The 22,724-nt window shown below is 27.5% G+C and carries 17 protein-coding genes and 1 tRNA gene; 3 read left to right on the top strand and 15 right to left on the bottom strand.

Annotation, left to right across the window (positions count from 1 at the left end; translation table 11 throughout):
* Nucleotides 1-81: 81 nt before the first annotated feature.
* The gene (ftsL, locus tag AC4FQV_RS01800; protein WP_491139178.1) at nucleotides 82-510 is read right to left on the bottom strand and encodes a cell division protein FtsL; all 429 of its coding nucleotides are present in this window, start codon (nucleotides 508-510) and stop codon (nucleotides 82-84) included.
* Between the two features lie 56 nt (nucleotides 511-566).
* Entirely contained in the window at nucleotides 567-1,499 is a 933-nt protein-coding gene (gene rsmH / locus AC4FQV_RS01795; protein ID WP_491164082.1) for a 16S rRNA (cytosine(1402)-N(4))-methyltransferase RsmH, read from the bottom strand.
* A gap of 374 nt (nucleotides 1,500-1,873) precedes the next feature.
* Here rsmH and AC4FQV_RS01790 point away from each other — a divergent pair.
* Nucleotides 1,874-1,970 (top strand) — tRNA-Sec (locus AC4FQV_RS01790).
* Between the two features lie 86 nt (nucleotides 1,971-2,056).
* On the opposite strand, the gene ychF is transcribed toward AC4FQV_RS01790, so the two are convergent.
* Nucleotides 2,057-3,154, bottom strand: coding sequence for a redox-regulated ATPase YchF (gene ychF, locus AC4FQV_RS01785; protein ID WP_491164078.1), 1,098 nt, complete (start codon nucleotides 3,152-3,154; stop codon nucleotides 2,057-2,059).
* 158 nt (nucleotides 3,155-3,312) lie between these two features.
* Here ychF and pdaA point away from each other — a divergent pair, with 158 nt between their 5' ends.
* On the top strand, nucleotides 3,313-4,104 hold the full coding sequence (gene pdaA / locus AC4FQV_RS01780; protein ID WP_491164074.1) for a delta-lactam-biosynthetic de-N-acetylase: 792 nt from the start codon (nucleotides 3,313-3,315) through the stop codon (nucleotides 4,102-4,104).
* 80 nt (nucleotides 4,105-4,184) lie between these two features.
* On the opposite strand, the gene AC4FQV_RS01775 is transcribed toward pdaA, so the two are convergent.
* The 12 genes from AC4FQV_RS01775 to AC4FQV_RS01720 all read right to left on the bottom strand — a co-directional run bounded on the left by AC4FQV_RS01775 (nucleotide 4,185) and on the right by AC4FQV_RS01720 (nucleotide 21,711).
* Nucleotides 4,185-4,823: a cyclodeaminase/cyclohydrolase family protein gene (locus AC4FQV_RS01775; protein ID WP_491164070.1), complete on the bottom strand. Its 639-nt coding sequence runs from the start codon at nucleotides 4,821-4,823 to the stop codon at nucleotides 4,185-4,187.
* Nucleotides 4,824-4,862: 39 nt separating this feature from the next.
* Nucleotides 4,863-6,149, bottom strand: a complete 1,287-nt coding sequence (locus tag AC4FQV_RS01770; RefSeq protein WP_491164068.1) for a glycosyltransferase — start codon at nucleotides 6,147-6,149, stop codon at nucleotides 4,863-4,865.
* Nucleotides 6,149-6,865, bottom strand: coding sequence for a WecB/TagA/CpsF family glycosyltransferase (locus AC4FQV_RS01765; protein ID WP_491164065.1), 717 nt, complete (start codon nucleotides 6,863-6,865; stop codon nucleotides 6,149-6,151). The genes AC4FQV_RS01770 and AC4FQV_RS01765 overlap by 1 nt, the downstream gene beginning before the upstream one ends.
* A gap of 18 nt (nucleotides 6,866-6,883) precedes the next feature.
* Nucleotides 6,884-7,981: a tetratricopeptide repeat protein gene (locus AC4FQV_RS01760; protein WP_491164061.1), complete on the bottom strand. Its 1,098-nt coding sequence runs from the start codon at nucleotides 7,979-7,981 to the stop codon at nucleotides 6,884-6,886.
* Between the two features lie 275 nt (nucleotides 7,982-8,256).
* On the bottom strand, nucleotides 8,257-9,984 hold the full coding sequence (locus tag AC4FQV_RS01755; protein WP_491164058.1) for a phospho-sugar mutase: 1,728 nt from the start codon (nucleotides 9,982-9,984) through the stop codon (nucleotides 8,257-8,259).
* Nucleotides 9,985-10,247: 263 nt separating this feature from the next.
* Entirely contained in the window at nucleotides 10,248-11,963 is a 1,716-nt protein-coding gene (locus tag AC4FQV_RS01750) for an alpha-L-fucosidase (RefSeq protein WP_491164055.1), read from the bottom strand.
* Nucleotides 11,964-12,247: 284 nt separating this feature from the next.
* Entirely contained in the window at nucleotides 12,248-12,964 is a 717-nt protein-coding gene (locus AC4FQV_RS01745; RefSeq protein WP_491164053.1) for a glycerophosphodiester phosphodiesterase, read from the bottom strand.
* 3 nt (nucleotides 12,965-12,967) lie between these two features.
* Complete coding sequence (locus AC4FQV_RS01740; RefSeq protein WP_491139189.1) at nucleotides 12,968-13,990, bottom strand: alpha-hydroxy-acid oxidizing protein; 1,023 nt, start codon at nucleotides 13,988-13,990, stop codon at nucleotides 12,968-12,970.
* Between the two features lie 13 nt (nucleotides 13,991-14,003).
* A complete protein-coding gene (locus AC4FQV_RS01735) occupies nucleotides 14,004-14,447 on the bottom strand; it encodes a 2-thiouracil desulfurase family protein (protein ID WP_491139190.1) in 444 nt (147 codons plus the stop codon).
* A 154-nt stretch (nucleotides 14,448-14,601) separates the two neighbouring features.
* On the bottom strand, nucleotides 14,602-16,785 hold the full coding sequence (locus AC4FQV_RS01730) for a stage V sporulation protein D (protein ID WP_491139191.1): 2,184 nt from the start codon (nucleotides 16,783-16,785) through the stop codon (nucleotides 14,602-14,604).
* Between the two features lie 200 nt (nucleotides 16,786-16,985).
* Nucleotides 16,986-19,346: an endonuclease MutS2 gene (locus tag AC4FQV_RS01725; protein ID WP_491139192.1), complete on the bottom strand. Its 2,361-nt coding sequence runs from the start codon at nucleotides 19,344-19,346 to the stop codon at nucleotides 16,986-16,988.
* Nucleotides 19,347-19,359: 13 nt separating this feature from the next.
* Nucleotides 19,360-21,711, bottom strand: a complete 2,352-nt coding sequence (locus AC4FQV_RS01720) for a U32 family peptidase (RefSeq protein WP_491164049.1) — start codon at nucleotides 21,709-21,711, stop codon at nucleotides 19,360-19,362.
* A gap of 202 nt (nucleotides 21,712-21,913) precedes the next feature.
* Between AC4FQV_RS01720 and AC4FQV_RS01715 the strand changes: the two genes are divergently transcribed.
* Nucleotides 21,914-22,696: a histidinol phosphate phosphatase gene (locus tag AC4FQV_RS01715; RefSeq protein WP_491164046.1), complete on the top strand. Its 783-nt coding sequence runs from the start codon at nucleotides 21,914-21,916 to the stop codon at nucleotides 22,694-22,696.
* The last annotated feature ends 28 nt before the right edge of the window (nucleotides 22,697-22,724 follow it).

The raw sequence follows: 22,724 nt of genomic DNA, 5'->3' as shown, positions 1-22,724 counted from the left end.
ATTTTAAGTAAAATAAATTTGTAACCATAAAAATTATGGATGTACTTTTAAAACAATAAAAGTACATCCTAATTTATTCCCCTATCTCTTCCCTTGAGCAGACGTATCATCGCCTAATTTAACCATGTTCTCCTTAGTTGGCAATATCATCTTCAACTTATCTTTAGCTATTTCTTCTATTTTATCTAAAGAACTAGCCTTTAATATTTGAACCTTTAAAGCCTCATTTTCTGTTATAACAGAGTTTATTTCTTTATTTAATGAGTCCAAATTTTGTTGAGTTTTATAAACTTTCATATCTCTACTTATAGTTATTCCACCAACAATTAATATTAGAAGTACTATTTGATATATGCTCTTTTTTATTTTCTTATCTTTTTGCTTTTTTCTTTTTTGTTGCTCGATTTTTTTCTTTCTTTTGTCATATGTTTCTTTACTTGGTATAGTTTGCTCTTTTCTCTTTGGCTTAAGTGCTGAACTACCATTATAATCAAACTCTTTTACATCCATCTATAATCCCTCTCCAATTATTTATTCCCCTTACTTTAAAATATACTGAATATAAATTATAATTTTTCTATTACTCTTAACTTAGCACTTCTACTTCTTGGATTAAATTCTAGTTCTTCCTTGCTAGCTTCTATAGGTTTTCTACTTATTAACTTAACCTCTGGTTTTCTGTTACAAACACATACTGGAAATTCACTTGGACATGTACAAGGATTTGCTAGTTCTTTAAAGGTGTTTTTAACAATTCTATCTTCTAAAGAGTGGAATGTTATTATTGCCATTCTTCCTCCCTTATTAAGCTTTTTAACTCCATCTAATATAGTCTTACTTATTATTTCAAGTTCTTTATTAACTTCAATTCTTATAGCTTGAAAAGTTCTCTTAGCAGGATGTGGTCCTTCTCTTCTAGCTTTAGCTGGAATAGCAGCTTTTATTATTTCAACTAGTTCTAAAGTCGTATCTATGCTCTTTTCTTCTCTATTTTCAACTATAAAACTTGCTATTCTTTTAGCAAACTTCTCTTCCCCATATTCTTTAATTATTCTATATAGTTCCTCTTCTGTATAAGTGTTTACTATATCATAAGCTGAAAATTCATTTTCCCTATTCATTCTCATATCTAAAGGAGCATCTTGCATATAACTAAAGCCTCTTTCTCCATTATCTAACTGATAAGAAGAAACTCCTAAGTCCATAAGGATGCCATCTACTCCGTCTATACCTAAATCTGTTAAAACATCATATATAGCATAAAAATTGCTATGGACATAAGTAACATTACTATATTCTTTTAATCTTTCTTTAGCAGCCTTTAAAGCATCCTTATCTTGGTCAAAACCTATTAGCCTTCCCTCTTTTGATAGCCTTTTTACTATTTCGCTTGAATGCCCTGCACCACCTAGTGTACAATCTACATATATACCATCTTTTTTTATATTTAAAGCATCTATGCACTCATCTAGCAAAACTGAAATGTGTTTAAATTCCATATAAATACTCCTTAAATTTTAAATTGTTTATCACTCTAAGTTTTTATCATCTTTTCTTCTAAAAATCATATTATATATTATATAATTTAAGTCTAACAGATTAAATTTATCATGCTTAATTTTATTAATAAATATTTTTTAAACATATTTATTATAAACATTGTGTAAATTATTATGCCTCTTATTAATTTACACTACAATATAATAATATTGCAACTATTTTCCCATTATATATTATATTTTATTATAAATTATTCTATAAAAAATTAAAATTTCCTTTCAATATTTATTATTTGTAACTTTCTTATTATACAATATATTAAGAAAAAAAATTGACATTATAAATAATTTAATGTAAAATTTTAAAATATCATGGGAGTATATAGGGACTGGTGTTCCTACAGGTCTTCAAAACCTAGTTATGGTGCTAATACCATCATTGGTGGGTTCGATTCCCACATATTCCCGCCATAAAGAAAAAGAGCTATCTGAAAAATTTTCAAATAGCTCTTTTTTAGTCTAAAAATGCTGTTTAAATTTGATGATAACTTTTTATATTATACGTTAAATCTGAAGTTTACTATGTCTCCATCTTTCATTACGTAATCTTTACCTTCTAATCTATAAACACCTTTTTCCTTAGCTGCAGCTTCTGAACCACACTCTACTAAATCATCATAAGATACAACTTCCGCTCTTATAAATCCTCTTTCTATATCAGAGTGAATCTTACCTGCTGCTTGTGGTGCTTTAGTTCCTTGTTTAATTGTCCAAGCTCTAACCTCTTGTACTCCTGCAGTTAAATAACTCATTAATCCTAAAAGCTTATAACTTGCTTGTATAAGCTTATCAAGTCCTGATTCTTCTAAACCATATTCAGCTAACATTTCTGCTTTTTCTTCCTCATCTAAACCTGATAATTCTTCTTCAAGCTTAGCGCAAACTACCATAATTCCTGAATTTTCAGCCTCTGCATATGCTCTAACCTGTTTAACATATTCATTGTCTAGATTTCCTTCCATCATATCTTCTTCTGATATGTTGCAAGCATATAAAACCGGCTTTGAAGTTATTAAGAATAAACTTTTTATAAATGCCTCTTCCTCTTCAGTAGTCTCTAAAGTTCTAGCTGGTTTATTTGCCTCTAAATGAGCTTTTAATCTTTCCATTATTTCATACTCAAATTTTGCAGTTTTATCTCCAGATCTTACTAACTTCATAGTTTTTTCCATTCTTCTTTCAAGAACATCTAAATCTGCAAAAATAAGTTCTAAGTTTATAGTTTCTATATCTCTTATTGGGTCTACAGAACCTTCTACATGAACAACATTCTCATCATCAAAACATCTTACAACATGAACAATAGCTGCAACCTCTCTTATATGTGATAAGAATTTATTTCCTAACCCTTCACCTTTACTAGCACCTTTAACTAATCCTGCTATATCGTAAAATTCTATGGCAGTATATACTTTTTTCTTTGTGTTATATATTTTTTCTAAAACATCTAATCTCTTATCTGGTACACTTACAACACCTACGTTTGGTTCTATTGTACAGAAAGGATAGTTTGCTGATTCAGCTCCTGCTTTTGTAATAGCATTGAATAATGTACTTTTACCAACGTTTGGTAATCCAACCATTCCTAATTTCATCTATGTACACGTCCCTTTCTTATATTTAATTTCATACTTAATGATTATACTCTAGCTTAATATATATTTCAACAACTGTATTATGTTTCCTAATTATCCACCTAAAAATACAAATTAATCCTAATATATAAGACATACTAAAATCGAGGTGATATTTTATGATTAAAAAGGGTTTTTCTTTAATATTTTCCCTTATTTTAACTTTATCTATATTTTTTAATGTAGTAAACGCAAAAGAACTTAATCTTCCTTCTACAGAAGAATTTAACTGGTATTATTCTTTTAATAAGGAAGAAGGAATCCCTTATGGTCCTCGTGAAACTCCTTATATAAGCAACTACAAAACAATATACTGTGGTGATACAGCAAAAAAAGAAATTTTTCTTACCTTTGATGAAGGTTATGAAAATGGCAATACTTCAAAAATTCTTGATATTCTTAAAGATAACAAAGTTCCTGCTGCCTTCTTTGTAACAAAACCTTATATAAAAGACTATCCAGAACTTATAAAAAGAATGGAAGAAGAAGGACATCTTGTATGTAATCATACTTCTCATCATCCTTCTATGGCTAAGATATTAGACAGGGATAGTTTTAAAAAGGAATTTACTGAAGTAGAAGAAGAATATTTTAAAGTTACTAAAAAAGAAATGCCTAAATTTTTTAGACCTCCTATGGGTAAATATAGTGAACAATCCCTTTCTTATACAGAAGAACTTGGATATACAACTGTATTTTGGAGTTTTGCATACAAAGACTGGTTAGTTGATGAACAACCTTCTAAGGAATTTGCAAAGAAAAAAATATTAGATAAAGCTCATAATGGTGAAGTAGCTTTACTTCATGCAGTATCAGATACAAACACAGCTATTTTAGATGAAGTATTAAAGGAATTAAAATCTATGGGCTATGAATTTAAGTCCTTAAATGACTTAACTCCTAAAAAGTAATAATAAAAATAGGATGCTATCAAAATATTTTAATATCTTATATTTTGATAGTATCCTTATTTTATAAATTTTCTTTATTTCTAATTATTTTTTAAAAATCCACTTTCACTTAAAATTTCATTTTTTAATCTATTACTTTCATTTCTTATATATGAAATTTCTTCTTTTACTTCTTCAACTAATTTTTTATCCTTTAAGAAATTTAAATTTATTTCCACATTGACTATGGAACTATCTATACAAGCACTAAGCATTATAGCACTTACAACAGAATCTGATATTAAATTCTTATTTCCATATTTAAATGCAAAGCTTACATTTTCAAAAAATCTCAATGCTTTTCTACTTAATTCTAAAGGAACTATCATAGCACCTATAGTACATTCCTCTATTTTTTTACTTCTTAAATTCTGTTCCTCTATAGTTTCCTTAGGTAACTTATAGCATTCCATTAAAGTTGTAAAGGCCTCTTCATCCTTGCTCATAAAATCTAACATCTCATCATAAGTTCTTTTTGCAATTAAAAGATTTTCATCTAGTTTATCTTTATTCTCTTTACTTAAAATCTCATAAGATTTTTTTCCTACTGTTAAGCTATAAACCATTGATGTTAATGCAACTCCAACAGCACCAACAATTCCAGCAGCTGCTCCCCCACCTGGTGCTGATAATTCTGAGCCTAAATCATTTATAAAATCCTTAATTTTTTTATCTTTCACTTACTAACCCTCCAAAATATTATTGCTTATTTAAATTACTTATTTTAAATTTAATATATCATTAAGTTTTTTACCTATATTACTCCACTCATATTCTTCATTTTCACTAAACTCTTTATTAGAGTCTAATAAAGCCCCACATTTTTCAAAACTATTTATTATATCTTCATAGTTATTTTTACTTACTATACACTTTTCTTTATTATCTACAACAGACTTTATAGGGTCATTATCATCACCTAATATAACCATAATAATATTTTTAGTTCCTAAATAATCATATATTTTAGCAGGTATCTGTTTAGAATTTTTATTTCCTAAAACAAGAAGTATATCTCCATGTATCATATATCTTAAAGCTTCTTTATAGTCAATCCTTCCATTTACACTTACATTAGGAAATTCTTTTAATTCTGCTTTTATATTTTCATCATCTATATTTCCAAAGAATAATATATTTAATCTATTAAATATATTATTATCTCTTTTTTCTAATTCTTTTAATGCTTTTATAAAGGGTTTTAAGTCTCTAATTTTGCTAAATATTTCTCCTGCATATATTAAATTTATTTTATCTTCTTTTAAAAGTTTTGGTTTTTCTTCCTTTTCAATTTCTTTATAAATTTCTTTATTATAACCTCTAGTTACAATAAACATATTTTCTTCTTTTAAATTATACTTTTCTATAAAATCTTTTTTATTTTCCTCTGTTACAAATATATGCCTATCACCATTTAATACTACTGCTTTTTCTTGTTTTCCTTCTATAAATTTTCTTATAAATCCAATATTTTCTCTTGAAGGGTCCTTAAGCCAAGGGTCGCTCCAATATAAAACCCAAGGTATTTCTTTATACTTTTTCTTTATTCTTAAAGCACAAAGATGACTAGATGGTGGCTCATGCATAGAAAATATAACATCAAATTTTTCTTTTTCCATAAGGTCCTTAGCATATTTTGATGCCTTAAAACTCCACATATAATACATGTCTGGGAAAATAATTTTATTTTTTATTTTCCTCATAAGTTTTATCTTTTTACTATTTTTAAAGCTATCGCTATCATTGCTTTCTTTTTGCCCTAAAGTTTTTTTAGGCATTACCTTATTAAAGAATTTTCCACCTTCAACTTTATGTATCTTAACCTTATTATCTAAAAGCTTTAAAACTTCCTCATCATAATATATAGAATTTTTAGGAAAATCAACGGTTAAAAGATGAACTTTGTTATTATTAATATTGCATAAATTGTTTAAATACATAAGAGTTTCAATAGAAGCTGAATTATTTATAATAGGAGAATAACAGGCTACAAATAAAATATTCATTATTTTTTCCCTCTTTCTTTAAGAGATAATAATAAAAACTTTGGTATGCTTCCTAATCTTTTTATTCTCCAAGGTTCCTTATAAACTCTGTAGAACCATTCCATTCCCATATTAATCATAAAATCAGGTGCTCTATTTACATTTCCTGAAATAACATCAAAGCTTCCTCCAACACCCATAAATACCTTGCAACAAAGCTTATTTTTATATTTCTCTATAAATATCTCCTGTCTAGGTGCTCCCATAGCAACAAAAAGTATATCTGCTTTACTTTTGTTAATCTTATCTATTAAATCATTGCAATTATTTAAATCAAAAAATCCATTATTTACTCCTACTATGTTTATTCCTTTGTAGATTTCTTCTATTTTTTCTTTACACTTAATTAAAGTTTCTTCCTTTGCCCCTAATAAAAAAACCCTTAAACTCTTATCTTTAGCTTCCTTTAAAAGCATATTCATAACATCTATTCCAGCTATCTTTTCTTTAATTTCTATTCCATTATATTTAGCTGCAAGAAGAGTTCCTACTCCATCTGGAATGATTAAAGCATCTTCTTTAGTAAAACTTTTTCTTAAAAAATCATTTTTTATACCATTATATAAAACCTCTGGATTTCCAGATATTATGTTAACTTTATTTTTTTTTTGAATTTCTTCTAAAAGTTTTTCTTTATTATCTGAAAATATTTTATATCCTAATAAATCCTTATACATAAATTTACGCTCCTAAGGCTACTTAATATTATTATTTCTCATAAATGTTTCTATTTCTTTTACTATTTCATCCTCTTTGTTTATAGCTTTTGCAATAGCTAAGTGTTGCTTAGCCTCTTCAAATTTTCCTGCATTTAAATAACAAACTATTAAATTAGTACAAACTTCTATATCTCTTGTACTCTCAAAGGCCTTTCTTAAATATTTAATAGCTTCATCATATATCCCTAAAGATGCATAATTTATTCCCATTTCATTAACGGCCTCAACTATGCTATCATCAATAGATAAACATTCATTTAAATAATAAACTGCCTTTTCAAAATTTCCAAGCCTTCTATAAGCTGTTGCAATGTAATATCTTAAAATAGCATTATCTTGAAATTTATCTGCTAAAGGAAGAAGTCTTTTTAAAGCATCCTCAGGTTCTTCTATTAATTCCTCTTTCCCCTCTTCATAGTCAGCGGAATCCTTTATTTCATTATATAGTGCTTCAACTATTTCATTTTTTTCTCCACCTTTAGCTAAGTATTCATTTATATCTACATAGGCCTTATCATATTTCCCCATATCATTATATGCTATTGCTGAATAAAGATATGGTAAAGCTAAGTCACTTCTATTTTCCTTACATTTATCACAAATTTCTAATTGTGTATCATTATAGGATTTATTTCTCTCCCTTAAAGATTCACATATTAAAAGAAGATTTTCATAAACATCAGTTTCCTCTGAAACCTCACTTAATCCTTTTAAAAGCATAAAAGCTTCAACCATATTTCCTTCTTTTACTTTGTCAGCGACTATTTTTTTTACACAAGGAATAGCATCCTCTATTAAGCTAATTAACTTTTTATAATCCTTATTAAATTTAAAATCTTTATCTCCACCTAAAGCAAAAAACATTCCTTCAATTAAATAATTTATTGGAAGATTCTCTAATTTATATCCACTTTTAACATCCTTAGATAAATGTTTTGGGTCTATTGGGATGTATAACTCCTTAACATTAATGTCCTTTTCATCTTTTCCTAAACTTTTAATAAATCCTTCTCCATCTATTTCTAAGAATAAAAGTTGTGATAATTTTTCCTTTGCAAATGTATTAAAACTCATATATTTTATCTCCTTAACTACTTTACTTATTTATTTTAAATTCTGTCTAAAAACAAGATTTATAAACTTAAAGTTTAATATATATCATAAATTTCGAAGTTTATTTTATCATAAAACAAAATTAAGTTCATCTTAGGATTTAATTCCTTAAATTATTAGCTCTTATTTTAGTTATATATTATAACACTTTAAGTAAGATAAATTAAAGTAAAAAGAAAAGAGCTAGTAATGTAACTTATATAAGTTATATTAACATAGCTCCTTTTTAACTTAAACTATTTTAATTTTTCATTAATTAATTCCATTATAGCTTCTTTAAATTTTTCGCTCTTTTCTTCTGCATCTTCTAAACTTAAACCTTTTACTGATAAATAAATCTTCATCTTTGGCTCAGTTCCTGATGGTCTTACAACAAACCAAGAATCATCTTCTAAAATATATTTTAAAACATTTGATTTTGGAAGCTTGATTTCTTTTTCTTCCTTAGTTAAATTATTTACTTCCTTACTTAACTTATAATCAAAGGATTTAACAACCTTAACATTATTTAATTCTTTTAAAGAATCATTTCTTAAAGCATCTATACATTTAGCTATTTTTTCTTGCCCTTCTTTTCCTGCAAGTTCTATAGATACTAAGCTTTCCTTAAAGTATCCATATTTATTATAAAGTTCAATTAATCCATCATAAAGAGTTTTTCCTTGTTCTTTATAATATAAAGTCATTTCAGCTATTAACATAGAAGCTACAACTGCATCCTTATCTCTTGCAAAAGTTCCAGCTAAATAACCATAACTTTCTTCAAAACCAAATAAATATTCATTTGAACCTGAATTTTCAAATTCTTTTATCTTTTCACCTATATATTTAAATCCTGTTAGTGTATCTATTAATGTTACTCCATATTCCTCAGTCATATTTCTTACTGACTCTGTAGTAACAATAGTTTTTATAATAGCACCATTTTTAGGTAATTTATTCATTTCTTTTAAAGAGCTTAATATATAGTTAGTTAATAACATTCCTGTTTGATTACCACTTAATACTTGATACTCTCCTTTATTGTCTTTTACAACAACACCTATTCTATCACAGTCTGGATCTGTTCCAAATATTATATCTGGCTTAATTTCCTTAGCCATATCTAAAGCTAATTTAAACACCTTTGGATCTTCTGGATTTGGATATGGAGCTGTTGGAAACTCTCCATTTGGCATTTCTTGTTCTTTAACAACATAAACATTCTCATATCCTAATTCTTTTAATATTCTTCTAACTGGAAGATTACCAGACCCATGAATTGGAGTATAAATTATTTTTAAATCTTTAGCATGATTTTTAACTAAATCTTTTCTAATAGTTAGAGTTTTTAATGCCTCTATATATTTTTTATCTATTTCTTCTCCTATATAAACTAAAAGACCTTCTTCTAAAGCTTTTTCTTCGCTCATTGTTTTTATATCAGAATAATCCTTAACTTTATTTACATAGTCAATAACAGCTTTAGCAGGCTCATCAGTTAATTGACATCCATCATCTCCATAAACCTTATACCCATTATATTGTTTTGGATTGTGTGAAGCTGTTATAACTATACCTCCATTACAATTTAATTCTCTAACTGCAAATGATAACATTGGAGTTGGTCTTAAAGACTCAAAAAGATTAACCTTTATACCATTTGCACAAAGAGTTAAAGCTGCTGATTTTGCAAACTCCTTAGACATATTTCTTGAATCATAAGCTATTGCAACAGATTTTTTTCCTTCATAATTGTTATTTAAATAATCTGCAAAGCCTTGAGTAGCTTTTCCTACTGTATATATATTCATTCTATTAGTACCAGCACCAATAATTCCTCTTAATCCACCTGTACCAAAATCTAGTTCCTTATAAAATCTATCTTCTATTTCTTTTTCTTCTTTTACTGCTCTTAACTCTTCCTTTATTTCTTCAGAAATAATATCAGAATTTAACCATTCTTCATATCTTTCTCTATACACTATACTATCTCTCCTTTAAATCTCTATAAGGATTTTTATTTTTATTTTACAGATATTATACTACAATAATTTAAATTTTAAAAACAAAAAAAAGAAAAAATGGAATTGTAATCAAAACAATTCCATTTTAATTATTATTTTTATTATTTTTTACAATTATTTTACCTTTTATTATTATTCTCTTATTAAATATTAATTAAATTTATTAAGCTTTAAATTTATTTTTAGATAAATTTTAAAAGAAATAAGTTTTAAATATTTTCTTAATTACTGCTTATTATAATTTTACTCTCATATAAATCTCCTAATTCTCCCCCTATAGAATCACTTAATTTAACATAAAATTCTCTATCCTCTTTAACATCTCCTCTATTTATTAGATTTATATGAAAGCTCTTTTCCTTTTCTCCTTCTTTAAAAGATAAAGTTCCAGACCAAGTTTGATAATCTATTCCATTTAAAGCTGTTCCTGATATAGTTTCATAATTGACTTCTACTTTTTCTTCTAAATTATTTTCTCTTTTAATTTTTAAAGTTACTATTTTATCTTTATTACTTACTTTATATTCACTTTTTTCAAATTCAATTAGGCTTTTTAAATTATCTTTACTAAAAGGATAATACTCTTTATCTATTTTATAAACTCCTATGCTGTTTATAAGAGGTATTTCTAAAGAAGCTGTTATATTTATTCTTATCTTACTACTTTTAAAATTTTCTAAAACTATAAGCCTTTTATAACCTATAGTACTACCCTCATAAACCTTAAGAAACTCTTTTCCTATTAATACCTCTATATTAAAACTAGAAACTCTTTGTCCTAAAGGTATATATTCCTGCAAAGAAATAAGATTAAATTCAGTAATATCTCCTAAATCTATCTCAATTTTGCAAGTCTTTTCTCCCTTTTTAGGTGCAAAGTAAGTATCATAATTATTGTCTAACATATTTTTATCAGAATATTCATTGCTATAAAAACTATCTGAAATAATATTTTTATTAAAGGCTAAGTTATTTTTAAATATCTTTTTAATTATATTTCCAAATTCCTTTAATCTATTAATATCATTTTCATGTATTTTTCCCTCTTTATTAGGAGGAATATTTAATAATAAAACAGAATTTCTTCCAACTGATTTAAAATAAATATCTATTAGTTTTCTTAAAGATTTAACCTCCTCATCTTCAAAATCATGATAAAACCATCCTGGTCTTATTGACACATCAGACTCTCCAACAACCCATTCCGCTCCATACTCTTCTCCTTTATTTAGATAAGAAGGATTTTCTCTTTCTTTCATTTTCTCAATATTTATAGTTGACCAACAAGTTTCACCTGCATAGCCCTTCTCATTTCCAATCCATCTAATATCAGGACCTTGAGGACTAAAAATCAAAGAATTTTTTTGCAATGTTTTTATTATTGAAAACCATTTCTCAAAATCATAATCTTGCTTAAGGTTTGACCCCTTAGCACCATCCATCCAAACTTCTGCTATAGGTCCATAATTTGTTAATAGTTCTTTTAATTGATTAATATAAAACTCATTATAAAGACTTCCATCACCTTTTCCATAATACTCTGAATTTTGGTCCCATGGAGAAAGATATACTCCAAATTTTATTTTATATTTATTACAAGCTTTAGAAACTTCTCTTACTACATCACCTTGTCCATTTTTCCACGGACTATTAGCTACACTATGTCTTGTATATTTGCTATTCCATAAGCAAAAGCCATCATGATGTTTTGCGGTTAAAATAACTCTCTTAAATCCAGCATTACATAATACTTTTATCCAACTATCTGCATCTAAACTGCTAGGATTGAAAATTTCTGTACTTTCTTTTCCATCTCCCCATTCTTTTCCTGTAAAGGTATTTATACCAAAATGTATAAAGGCTGTAAGTTCCTCTTTTTGATAATTAACTTGTTCTTCTGTTGGAATTGCTCCAAACCCTTTTTTTACATAATCCATACTGTTTATAAGTATTAAACTTTAATTAATTTATTAAATTAATTAAAGCAGCTAAGATTTATTACAAACTAAAAATCCTGCTTTATACTTCCTCCTTAAAATTTATATTTATCCTTTATATGTTTATTCACTTAACATAATAATTATTACTAAAATATTTTAATAAGTAAGTTACATTTTTTTAAACAAGTTTTATATAAATTTTAAAAACAAAAATATAAACCTAACAAGCACCTAAATTTAAAATAAAATCCTTGTTAGGTTTAACAATATATTTTAAAGTTTTATTTTAAATATTCTAAAGCCATTTTAGCCTTATCTGTAAAGATAGAATCTACTCCATATTCTCTTAGTCTATTCATTTCATAGATTTTATTTACTGTATAAACATTTACTTTTAGCCCTTCTTTATGAGCAATATCTACTAATTCTTTATTAACAAGCCTTTTACTAGGATGTATTGCATAAGCTTTTAATCTTTTACTAACCTCTATAATCTCAGGTATTTTTCTATCATAAAGAAGTCCTAATTTAATATTTTCATTTAAACTTCTTACTCTTTCTAAGGATTTATGATTAAAACTTGAAATAATTATTTTCTCTTCTATATCATATTTTTTTATTAAATTTAATACATCTAACTCAATGTCCTTATATTCTATAACGTCAGTTTTAAGCTCTATATTTAAAACTATATCTTTATTCTTTATAAGATTAAACACTTCTTCTAACTTTGGAATTTTACATTCCTCATTATTTTCAAAAGCTTTCTTGCTACATTTAAACTCTCTAAGTTCCTTGAAGGTATAATCTTTAACTTCTCCCTTTCCCTTAAAGGTTCTTTTTATATTTTCATCATGTATTACTACTAACTCTCCATCCTTGCTTTTATGAACATCAAGTTCTATACCATAAATATTTAATTTTAAAGCTTCCTTAAAAGATAACAATGTATTTTCTGGATACTCAAAGCTAAATCCTCTATGTGCAAAAACTTTCATAATCTATCTTTCTCCTTTATAAATAATTCTACTATTTATACTCTCTATTGAATTACATCCTGTTAGTACCATAGCTGATTTTAATTCTCCTTTTAAAGAATCTACATATTCTTCAACACCTTTAGCCCCCTCTAAAAAGGTAGCAGTTATAAATGGTCTTCCTATTAAAACACAATCAGCACCTAAAGCTATCATCTTCAATATGTCAACCCCAGTTCTTACTCCTCCATCAACTAAAATTTTCACCTTTCCTTTAACCTTAGAAGCTATTTCTTCTAAAACCTCGCAAGTAGCTGGTGTTTGATCTAATACTCTTCCACCATGATTAGATACAACTATAGCAGAAACTCCTGCCTCTACTGCAAGTTCAGCTTCATCTGCTGTCATTATTCCTTTAAGAATAAAAGGTAATTTAGTTGAATTTACTATTTCTTTTATTTCTTCTAAATTTTTTGGTTCAACAGGCTTTCCATTCATAGCTAAAGTTATAAGTCCTGCTGCATCTATATCCATTCCTATAGCAAAAGCTCCTGCTTTTTCTGCCATCTTTATCTTCTCTATTACAACTTCATTTTTCCAAGGCTTTATAAAAACAATACCTTCCCCTTTATATTCTTCAATAACTTCTAAATTAGTAGTTAAACATAAATCAACTGCTGTATCTCCAACCATAGGGTATATTCCTGAATCTAAACATCCTTTAACTACTCCTTCTATATATTCTCTTTCGCTAACCTTACCTCCCATATTCAACATTGTTCCTGTTATTGGTGCTGCAAAAACTGGAATCTCCATTCTTTTACCAAAAATTTCAATAGACATATCTGGATTTTTAGCATTATGAATAGTTCTCATATTAAGCTTAATTTTCTCTAAAGAAGAAATATTTCTAATAAAAGCAGCTCCTGTTCCTTTTCCTCCCATACCTGGCACTTCTCCTGCACAGGCTATTCCATTACAAACCTTACAAACTCTGCAACTTCCATTATAAAGTTCTCTAACTTTTTCTCTCATTTCCTTATTCATTTATAAATTCCTCCTAAAAATCCTTTTCTGTTTTAATATTAAATCCATTTTGTATTAAAAGTTCACAGGTTACCCCATTTCCTTCCTTTTTCTCTCCATTAAAGTTTCCTGAATATATAAGTCCTAAACCACAAGAAGGACTTTTTGACTTTAAAATTATATATTCTGCTTCTATACTTTTAGCTATGTTTAAGGTTTCATAAGCACCCTTAATAAATTCCTTAGTAACATCTTCTCCTTCTTTGCTAAGTACCTTAGCTTTTCCACTTAAAACCTCCCTTCCAGTTCCTCCAACAATCTCACTAGGAACCCTTGGAGTTTTTAATCCTCCTAACTGTTCTGGACAAGCAATAACTGCTTTTCCCTCCTTAAGAAGCTTCAATATATTTTCATTCAAATTGTTTTCACCATTATATTTACAATTAATACCACATAAACATCCACTAACTAAAATCAAAACCTTCTCTCCTTTTATAAATTATTAAATAATTTGTAAATTTCTATTTTATTATAAGCCTTAAAGCAAAATTTAAAAACCCTTATAAAAAAGAGAGAGAAATAAGCATTTTAAAATTAAATAAATTTCTCTCTCTTTAAATAATATTATATTTTTATTCTTCTAAATTAAATTTAATTGTTTCTCCACTTTTTATAATTTCACCAGAACTTATGCTCTGTTCTCTAATTTTACCTTTACCTTTAAATTCTCCCTTTAAATCTAAGGATTTTAAAATTTCCTTAGCTTCATCCTCACTTAAATTTCTAAAGTCTGGAACAACTATTTCCTTTTCACTTCTATCAAACCTATTTCCCGCTTTTAAAGTTATAACATCTCCCTTAGATATTTTATATCCTGGCATAGGAGAAATAGATGTAACAAAACTTCCCTCTCCTTCTATTACTGCATTAATTCCTAATTCATTTAAAGTTCTTTCAGCACTAGATACTTTATCCCCTCTTAAATTAGGAATTATAGCTTCACCTTCACTATATTCTAAATTTTCTTCATTTAATGAAAGATAGTTAAAAATATTATTAAACAATTCTCCTGCAAAAGGAGCAGCTACTACGCCTCCAAAATGTTCTCCATTTTTAGGATTGTCTATTATTACTATTAGAGATATTTTAGGGTCATCATAAGGAGCAAATCCTGCAAAGGATGCTATATATCCTGCACCATAAGTACCTTTTTCTGAATCAACTTTCTCAGCTGTTCCTGTTTTACCTGCAACCTTTATATCTTTAATTCCTGCATCCTTTGAAGAGCCCCTAGATACAGTAGATTCTAAAGCCTCTTTAATTCTTAATGTGCTTTCCTCCTCTACTATATTCTCATTTATCTTAGGAGCAAAAACTTCATCTATAATTTTTACTCCATTCTCATCTTTATGACTTAAACTTTTCATAAGATGAGGTTGAATTAAATCTCCTCCATTAGCAACTGCATTTAAAGCAGCCATAAATTGGATTCCATTTACAGTATCAGTTTGTCCAAAAGATATTGTAGCTAAATCTACAGGGCCTATATCTTTAGCTTCTTTAACTATCCCAGAAGCCTCGCCTGGTAAATCAATACCTGATTTTTCTCCAAAGCCAAATAATTTAATATATTCATTTAATTTTTCTGCCCCTAATTTTTCTCCAATTTCCATAAAGGCAACGTTACAAGAATTTTCTAAAATTTGATTAAAATTTTGTACTCCATGTCCACCAGACTTCCAACACTTTATATTCTTTCCCGAAACATTTAAACTTCCATCACAATAATAAACTTCATCTCCTCCAGAAATTCCTTCTTCTACAGCTGCTATTGAAGTTATTATTTTAAATATAGAACCTGGTTCAAAGGAATCTGAAACAATTTTATTTCTCCACATATTTTGAAGCTTCTGTGATTCATCTTCCCCTTTAAAAAGTTCACTTCCCTCAAAAGGATTATTAGGATTAAACCCAGCTTTATTTACAAGTCCTAAAATCTCTCCATTATTAGGATTCATAACTGCTATACTTACAGAATCAGCCTTATGTTTATTTAAAGCCTCATTAGCTACATTTTCAACAAAGTATTGTATATTTTCATCTATAGTAAGTGTTAAATCCTTTCCATTTACAGGTGGAGTAAAACTAGACTTTGAATATGGATTATTTAAATAATCTCTTGAAACTTCATTAATCCTAACTCCAGGAATTCCTGTAAGTTCATCATTATAATAAAGTTCTAATCCACTTAGCCCCTCTCCATCTGCATTTGTTGTCCCTAAAGTATGAGATAGAAAATCTCCATTTGGATAATATCTCTTTGTATCTTCTTCTATATTTACCCCATCTATATCTAATTCCTTTACCTTGTCAGCTTTCTCCTTCTCTATTCTCCTTGCTAAGGTTGCTGATGTCGCTAAATTCCCTGAAGGGTAAGTATATTCTATTCTACTTAATACATACTCCTCCTCAAGTTCTAAAGCCCTTGCTAAAACTTTCGCAACTTCAATAGAATCAGTTTCTTCCTTTTCTATATATTTTCTTAAGGTTACCAAATCTAAATCTACTCTAAAAACATTAGCTGTAACAGCTAATTCTCTACTATTTCTATCTAGAATACGCCCTCTTCTAGCATTTATCTTTATTTCATTTGTCCATTGTTCCTCTGCCATAGCTTTATAGCTTTTAGACTTAAATATATTTATATAAAATAACCTCCCTAATAAAAAAACAAAGATAAATAATATAACTAGAAAAAAAGAGATTACTCTGTCTCCTTTCAAAGAAGATTTTTTATTTTTGTTTTTTTTATCCACTTACTAAAGCCCCCTTTTATTCCAAACTTTTCTAATTTTTAAAGTTTAAGTTGATTATATCATAAATAAGTTGTATCTTTTTTTAATAAATTGTATATAAAAAGAGCCCTTTAATTTTATAGGATTTATTTAATCTCCTAATAACAATTAAAGGGCTCTTAAATATAATAATATTTTAAATTAACTTTTTATAATAAAATTTATTTTAATATAACAACAGTAACTCCTGTTCCACCTTCTCCATATTCACCTAATCTATGAGATTTAACATGAGGGTGTTTTTTAAGCATATCATTTATAGCTTTTCTTAAAACTCCAGTTCCTTTTCCGTGAACTAAGGTTACTTCTCCTCTTCCTGCAACATAAGCATCATCTAAATACTTATCTGCTGTATAACAAGCTTCCTCTGAGTCCATCCCTCTTAAATCTATAGAAGAATCTACCTGTCTTAAATTTAATCTTGCTTCTCTTTTTTTAATTTTTCTTTCTTCTTTAGTTTCCTTAGCTACTCTTAAGTCCTTAGCCTTAACATTTATTTTCATAATTCCAGCTTGAACTTGAACTTCACCTTTATTATCTGGCTTTGAAAGAACTATAACTTTTTGATTTATTGAAGGTAATAAGGCCTCCATTCCAATTTCAATCTTTTTAAGTTCTTCTCCTTTTTTCTCTTCTTTTTTCTTTTGAAGTCTAGCTTCTGCATCACTTATTTTATCTCTTAACTTTCCTCTCTCAGCCTCAAGTTTTCTTCTTGCATCACTAGATATACCCATTCTTTCTAAATCTCTCATGTTTTTCAAAATAGCATCTGCTTCTTCCTTAGCAGAATCTAAAATTTGCTTTGCTTCTCTTCTAGCATCTGCATAAACATTATCTCTTACACTCTCAATTCTTTCAAACTTTTCTTTATATCTATTTTTATATTTTTCTGCATCATTTTTTAATATTGCAGCCTCTCTAGCATCATTTTCAGCTTTTATACTCTTTTCTTGAAGTGATTGTATTAAATCTTCAAATTGTAAAGATTCAGTAGAAATAACCTTTTTAGCTTCCTCTATAACATTATCTTTAAGACCTAATCTTCTTGAAATCTCAAAAGCATTTGATTTACCAGGAACTCCTATTAAAAGCCTATAAGTTGGTCTTAAAGTTTCAACATTAAATTCAACAGAAGCATTTTCAACATTTTCAGTTTTTAATGCATAAGCTTTTAACTCACTATAGTGAGTTGTAGACATTATTTTACAACCTCTATGTCTTAAATTTTCTAAAATTGAAATAGCAAGGGCTGCACCTTCTGTTGGGTCTGTTCCTGCACCTAATTCATCAAAAAGAACTAAGCTTTTACTATTTGCCTTATCCATTATTTTAACTATATTAGTCATATGAGAAGAAAAAGTTGACAAGCTTTGTTCTATACTTTGCTCATCTCCTATATCTGCAAATATTTCTTCAAAAAAACTTATACTTGAATTTTCACTAGCAGGTATTAAAAGGCCACTTAATCCCATAAGTTCAATAAGCCCTGTAGTTTTTAAGGTTACTGTTTTACCTCCTGTATTTGGTCCTGTAATAAGTAAAGTTGAAAATTCTCTTCCTAAATAAATATCTGAAGAAACAACCTTATCTCTTGGAATTAATGGATGTCTAGCATCTATTAAATCTATTACTCCCTTTTCATTTACTATCGGAATCGTTCCACCTAAATCACTTCCATATTTAGCTTTTGCAAATATAAAATCTAATTCAACTATTATGTTAAAGTCAACCTTTATTACATCAATGTTTTTATAAACTAAAGAAGATAATTCTGCTAAAATCCTTTCAATTTCAGCTCTTTCCTTTAGCATAAGCTCCTTTATTTCATTATTTAAATTTACTAAAGCTGTAGGCTCTATAAAAAGTGTAGCTCCTGTTGAGCTTTGGTCATGAACAAGTCCTGGAACTTGAGATTTGTATTCAGCTTTTACAGGAATAACATATCTATCTCCTCTAACGGTATATAAAGAATCTTGAAGATATTGTGCATTACTTCTTACTATAGAATTAACTTTATCCCTTATAGAAGAATTTTTTTCCTTTAAACTTCTTCTTATGCTATATAATTTATCACTTGCATTATCTGCTATTTCCTCTTCACTTACTATAGCCTTTGATATAGCACTTTCTACTCCTCTTAAAACTACAAGACCATCTTTCATACCTTCTAGTATTCTATGTTCTTCTTCTTCTTCTTTTCTAGCTAAAAATTCAGAAAGCTTTCTTGTTACAGCTAACATACTTCCTATTCTTAATAATCCTTCTATACTTAAAACTCCACCTTTTTCTGCTCTTGTTATAGCCTCTTTTACATCATAAAGACCTTCAAAGGGTGGATTCCCTTTTCTCATTAAAATATCTAAGGCTTCCTTTGTTTCTTCTAAATGTTCTTTTACATCATAGAAAGAATTATATGGCTTAAGGTCTAAAACCATTTCCTTTGCTGATTTTGTAATAGCATACTTTTTAACTAACTCTTTAATTTTATTAAATTCTAAAACTTTTAAAACTCTATCATTCATACTTTAATCCCCTTTACTCAACGCCTCTTTTAAAGTGACCTTTAGTATAATCTTTTAATCTTAAAGCTTCTTTATTATTTAGAGCTTCAATAACATTTTTTACCTCATCATAATTTTCATCTATAAAGTCTAACCTAAAGGAATTTACTCCTAAAGCTTTTATTTCCTCAATTTCATTAAGTAAATTAACTGGTACTGTATTGTATATATGAGACCTACAAAATACATCAGTTCTTATAACAAAATCTTGATTCATTCTATCTCTTAAGACAAATGTACTATCTACACATTGATTATCACAATTTTTTGATGCACATTTACCTCCAAAGGTACTTCCTATAGGACAGTATTCACTAACCATAACCTCTGGTCTTCCATAAATAAATATTTGAGCTCCCTTTGAGTATTTCTTTAACATTTTATTTAACTCTTTTTTATTTAATTCTAGACTTAAACAACTTCCCATAATATGTTTATTATAAAATCTTATTCCATAAGAATTAAAAATGTTAAGTTTATAATCTCCTATAATATTTGTTTTATCCTTAAATCTATTTATTATTCCTGTATTAGCTGTAACTAATCCTGATATTAAATTAAGATTTTTATCTATAATGTTACTTATAATTTCAAATTCTTCTTTAATTATTGTAGGAATTTTTAAATAGAAATTAAGCTCTCTACCTTCTAATTCCTTTAAAATTCCATTATTAAGTTGCCCTTTATTTTTACCAAAGATATCTAAGGCAATATGATGAATACCACATTCAATTACTGCTTCTAACTGCTCTTTTGTATTTACAGTAATTAAAATATTTGGCATTTCACCCCTTTTCTCTGCTAAATTTATATTCTTTTGTTCTTTTATAACTCTTTTATATTTTTTAATTTCAAAATTTCTTATTTCCTCTAAAACTTCTCTTCTTAAATTATTTATAGAAGAAACTGGTGCAAAACCATCTTCAAAAGTTACATATTCTATTTCTCCTATTTCATAAGGAATATCCCCAGATTTTTTTAAATTCTTTTCAACTTTTTCCTTATCCATAGGTCTATTTACAGCTTTTTGAACCATATCACCAGTTTTTGTGAAATAATTTCCTTTATAACAAACTGTAAGTTCCATAGGTTCATTAACTTTAAATTTCATATAAGCTTTTAAACTTATTTTTCTTTCGTAAGGATTCTCATAAGCAGTTTTTAATTCATTTAAAAGTTTAGTATCAGAAGTTTTATAAAGCTTATCATTGATTTTGTACTTTTTAGGGAATATTTTTACCTTATCTCCCTTTTTAGCCTCTGCAACTTCAGTATTTTTTATAAGTATCTTGCTTACTGTAAACCCATCATCATTAGTTCTTATACCATCCTTTAAGGAAAGGTCATCTAATAAAAGAATCTCTCCATTTTTTAAAACCTCACCAAGTAAAACTCCTGTATTCCTTGGTGTTTTAAAAGCCATCATATCCTTTCCAACATTTTTATACATATATGCAGTTGAAAAACCTTCTCTATTAAATAGCTTCTTAAGTTTTAGTTTATTACCTTCCTGTGATTTTTTAATATGCTTATAGGTATTATCTATAGCTTCTCTATAAGATTCTATAACTCCTGCAACATATTCAGGTCTTTTCATTCTTCCTTCAACCTTTAAAGAACTTGTTCCTGTTTTTATTAAATCCTCTACATTTTCAATAGTACAAATATCTTTAGGACTTAAAAGAAATCCTTTAGTTTCCTTATTGTCCTTTTCTCTAATTAAGGTATAGGGCAATCTACAACTTTGCGCACATCTTCCTCTATTCCCACTTCTTCCTCCTATTAAACTACTCATTAAACATTGTCCTGAATAGCAAACACATAAGGCACCATGAACAAATATTTCAGTTTCTATTCCTAAATCTTTAGAAATATATTTAATTTCTTCTAAAGTAAGTTCTCTTGATAAAACTATTCTAAAAAATCCGTTTTCTCTAAAGAAAAGTGCTCCTTCACCATTATGTATGCTCATTTGAGTTGATGCATGTAGTTCAAAATCAGGATAAACTTCCTTTATTTTTTGGCATAGCCCTACATCCTGTATAATTAAAGCATCTACTCCTATTTTGTATAAAACTCCTATGTAATCAATTGCTTCTTGAAACTCATTTTCCTTAATTAAAGTATTTACTGTAACATAAACTTTAACTCCATAAGTATGTGCATAATCTACAGCTTTTTCCATAGTTTCATTATCAAAGTTAGAAGCATATGCCCTTGCTGAAAATTTGCTTCCTCCTAAATATATAGCATCTGCACCTTTATTTATAGCAGCAATTAAACTTTCCATACTTCCTGCTGGTGCTAGTAATTCTATTCTTTCCATAAAATTCATCTCTCCTAAAATTTAACTAAGTTTCTTACTTAGTTAATTTATTCAATACTTTGTATTATACACAATTACACAATACAATTCCACATCTCTCCCTTTCTCTTTTAATTAAAAACTTTTAAAGAAATTTAATTTTGATACTATTTTATAAGTTATGATAAAATTAAATTGAAATAAATTAATATGGAGGTTAAAAATGCTTTACGATTTTCATATACACACAGAATTTTCAGCTGATTCTATGTTAAAAATTAAGGATATTTTAGAAAAAGCTAAAGAAAATAACTTAGGAATAATAACTACAGAGCATTTAGATTATAATTTAAAAACTCATCCTCAATTTTCAAAACTTGATATTTTAGGTTATTTAAATGAATATAAAAAATATAGAGGAAATAATATGCAACAGGGCATAGAACTTGGTCTTGCAATGAATAATATAGAAGAAAATTTTTCTTTTTATGAAAAATACAAAGATAAATTTGATATGATAATAGGTTCTATACATGCTATAAATGGAGTTACTCTTTCTAGATTTTTAAAAGAAGATAAAAGACCTAAAGATATTGTTTATAATGAATATTTTGATAATATGCTTAAGTGCATAGAATTTTATGATATTTTTGATACCTTAGGACATATAGATTATCCTTGTAGGTATAGTTCTTATGAAGATAAAGAAATGACTCTTGAAGATTTTAAAGATAAATTTAAAGCAATTTTTAAAACTTTAATAAAGAAAAATAAAGTTCTTGAACTTAATACAACTCGTCTAGATAATGAAACTTCCTTTAAAAATCTTGTAGATATATATACTTATTATAGAGAACTTGGTGGAAAATATATAACTCTTGGTTCTGATTCTCATAAAATAGAACATATAGGAAGAAACTTTGAAAAAATCCCTAAATTCTTAGAAAAAACAAAATTAGTTCCCTGCTATTTTAAAAATAGAATTTTAATTGAAAGTAACTTATAAAATTTTAAAATTGCAGTAAAAAATACTG

The sequence above is a fragment of the Clostridium sp. TJA038 genome (assembly GCF_058310255.1).
This window is presented reverse-complemented; position numbering and strand designations above follow the sequence as displayed.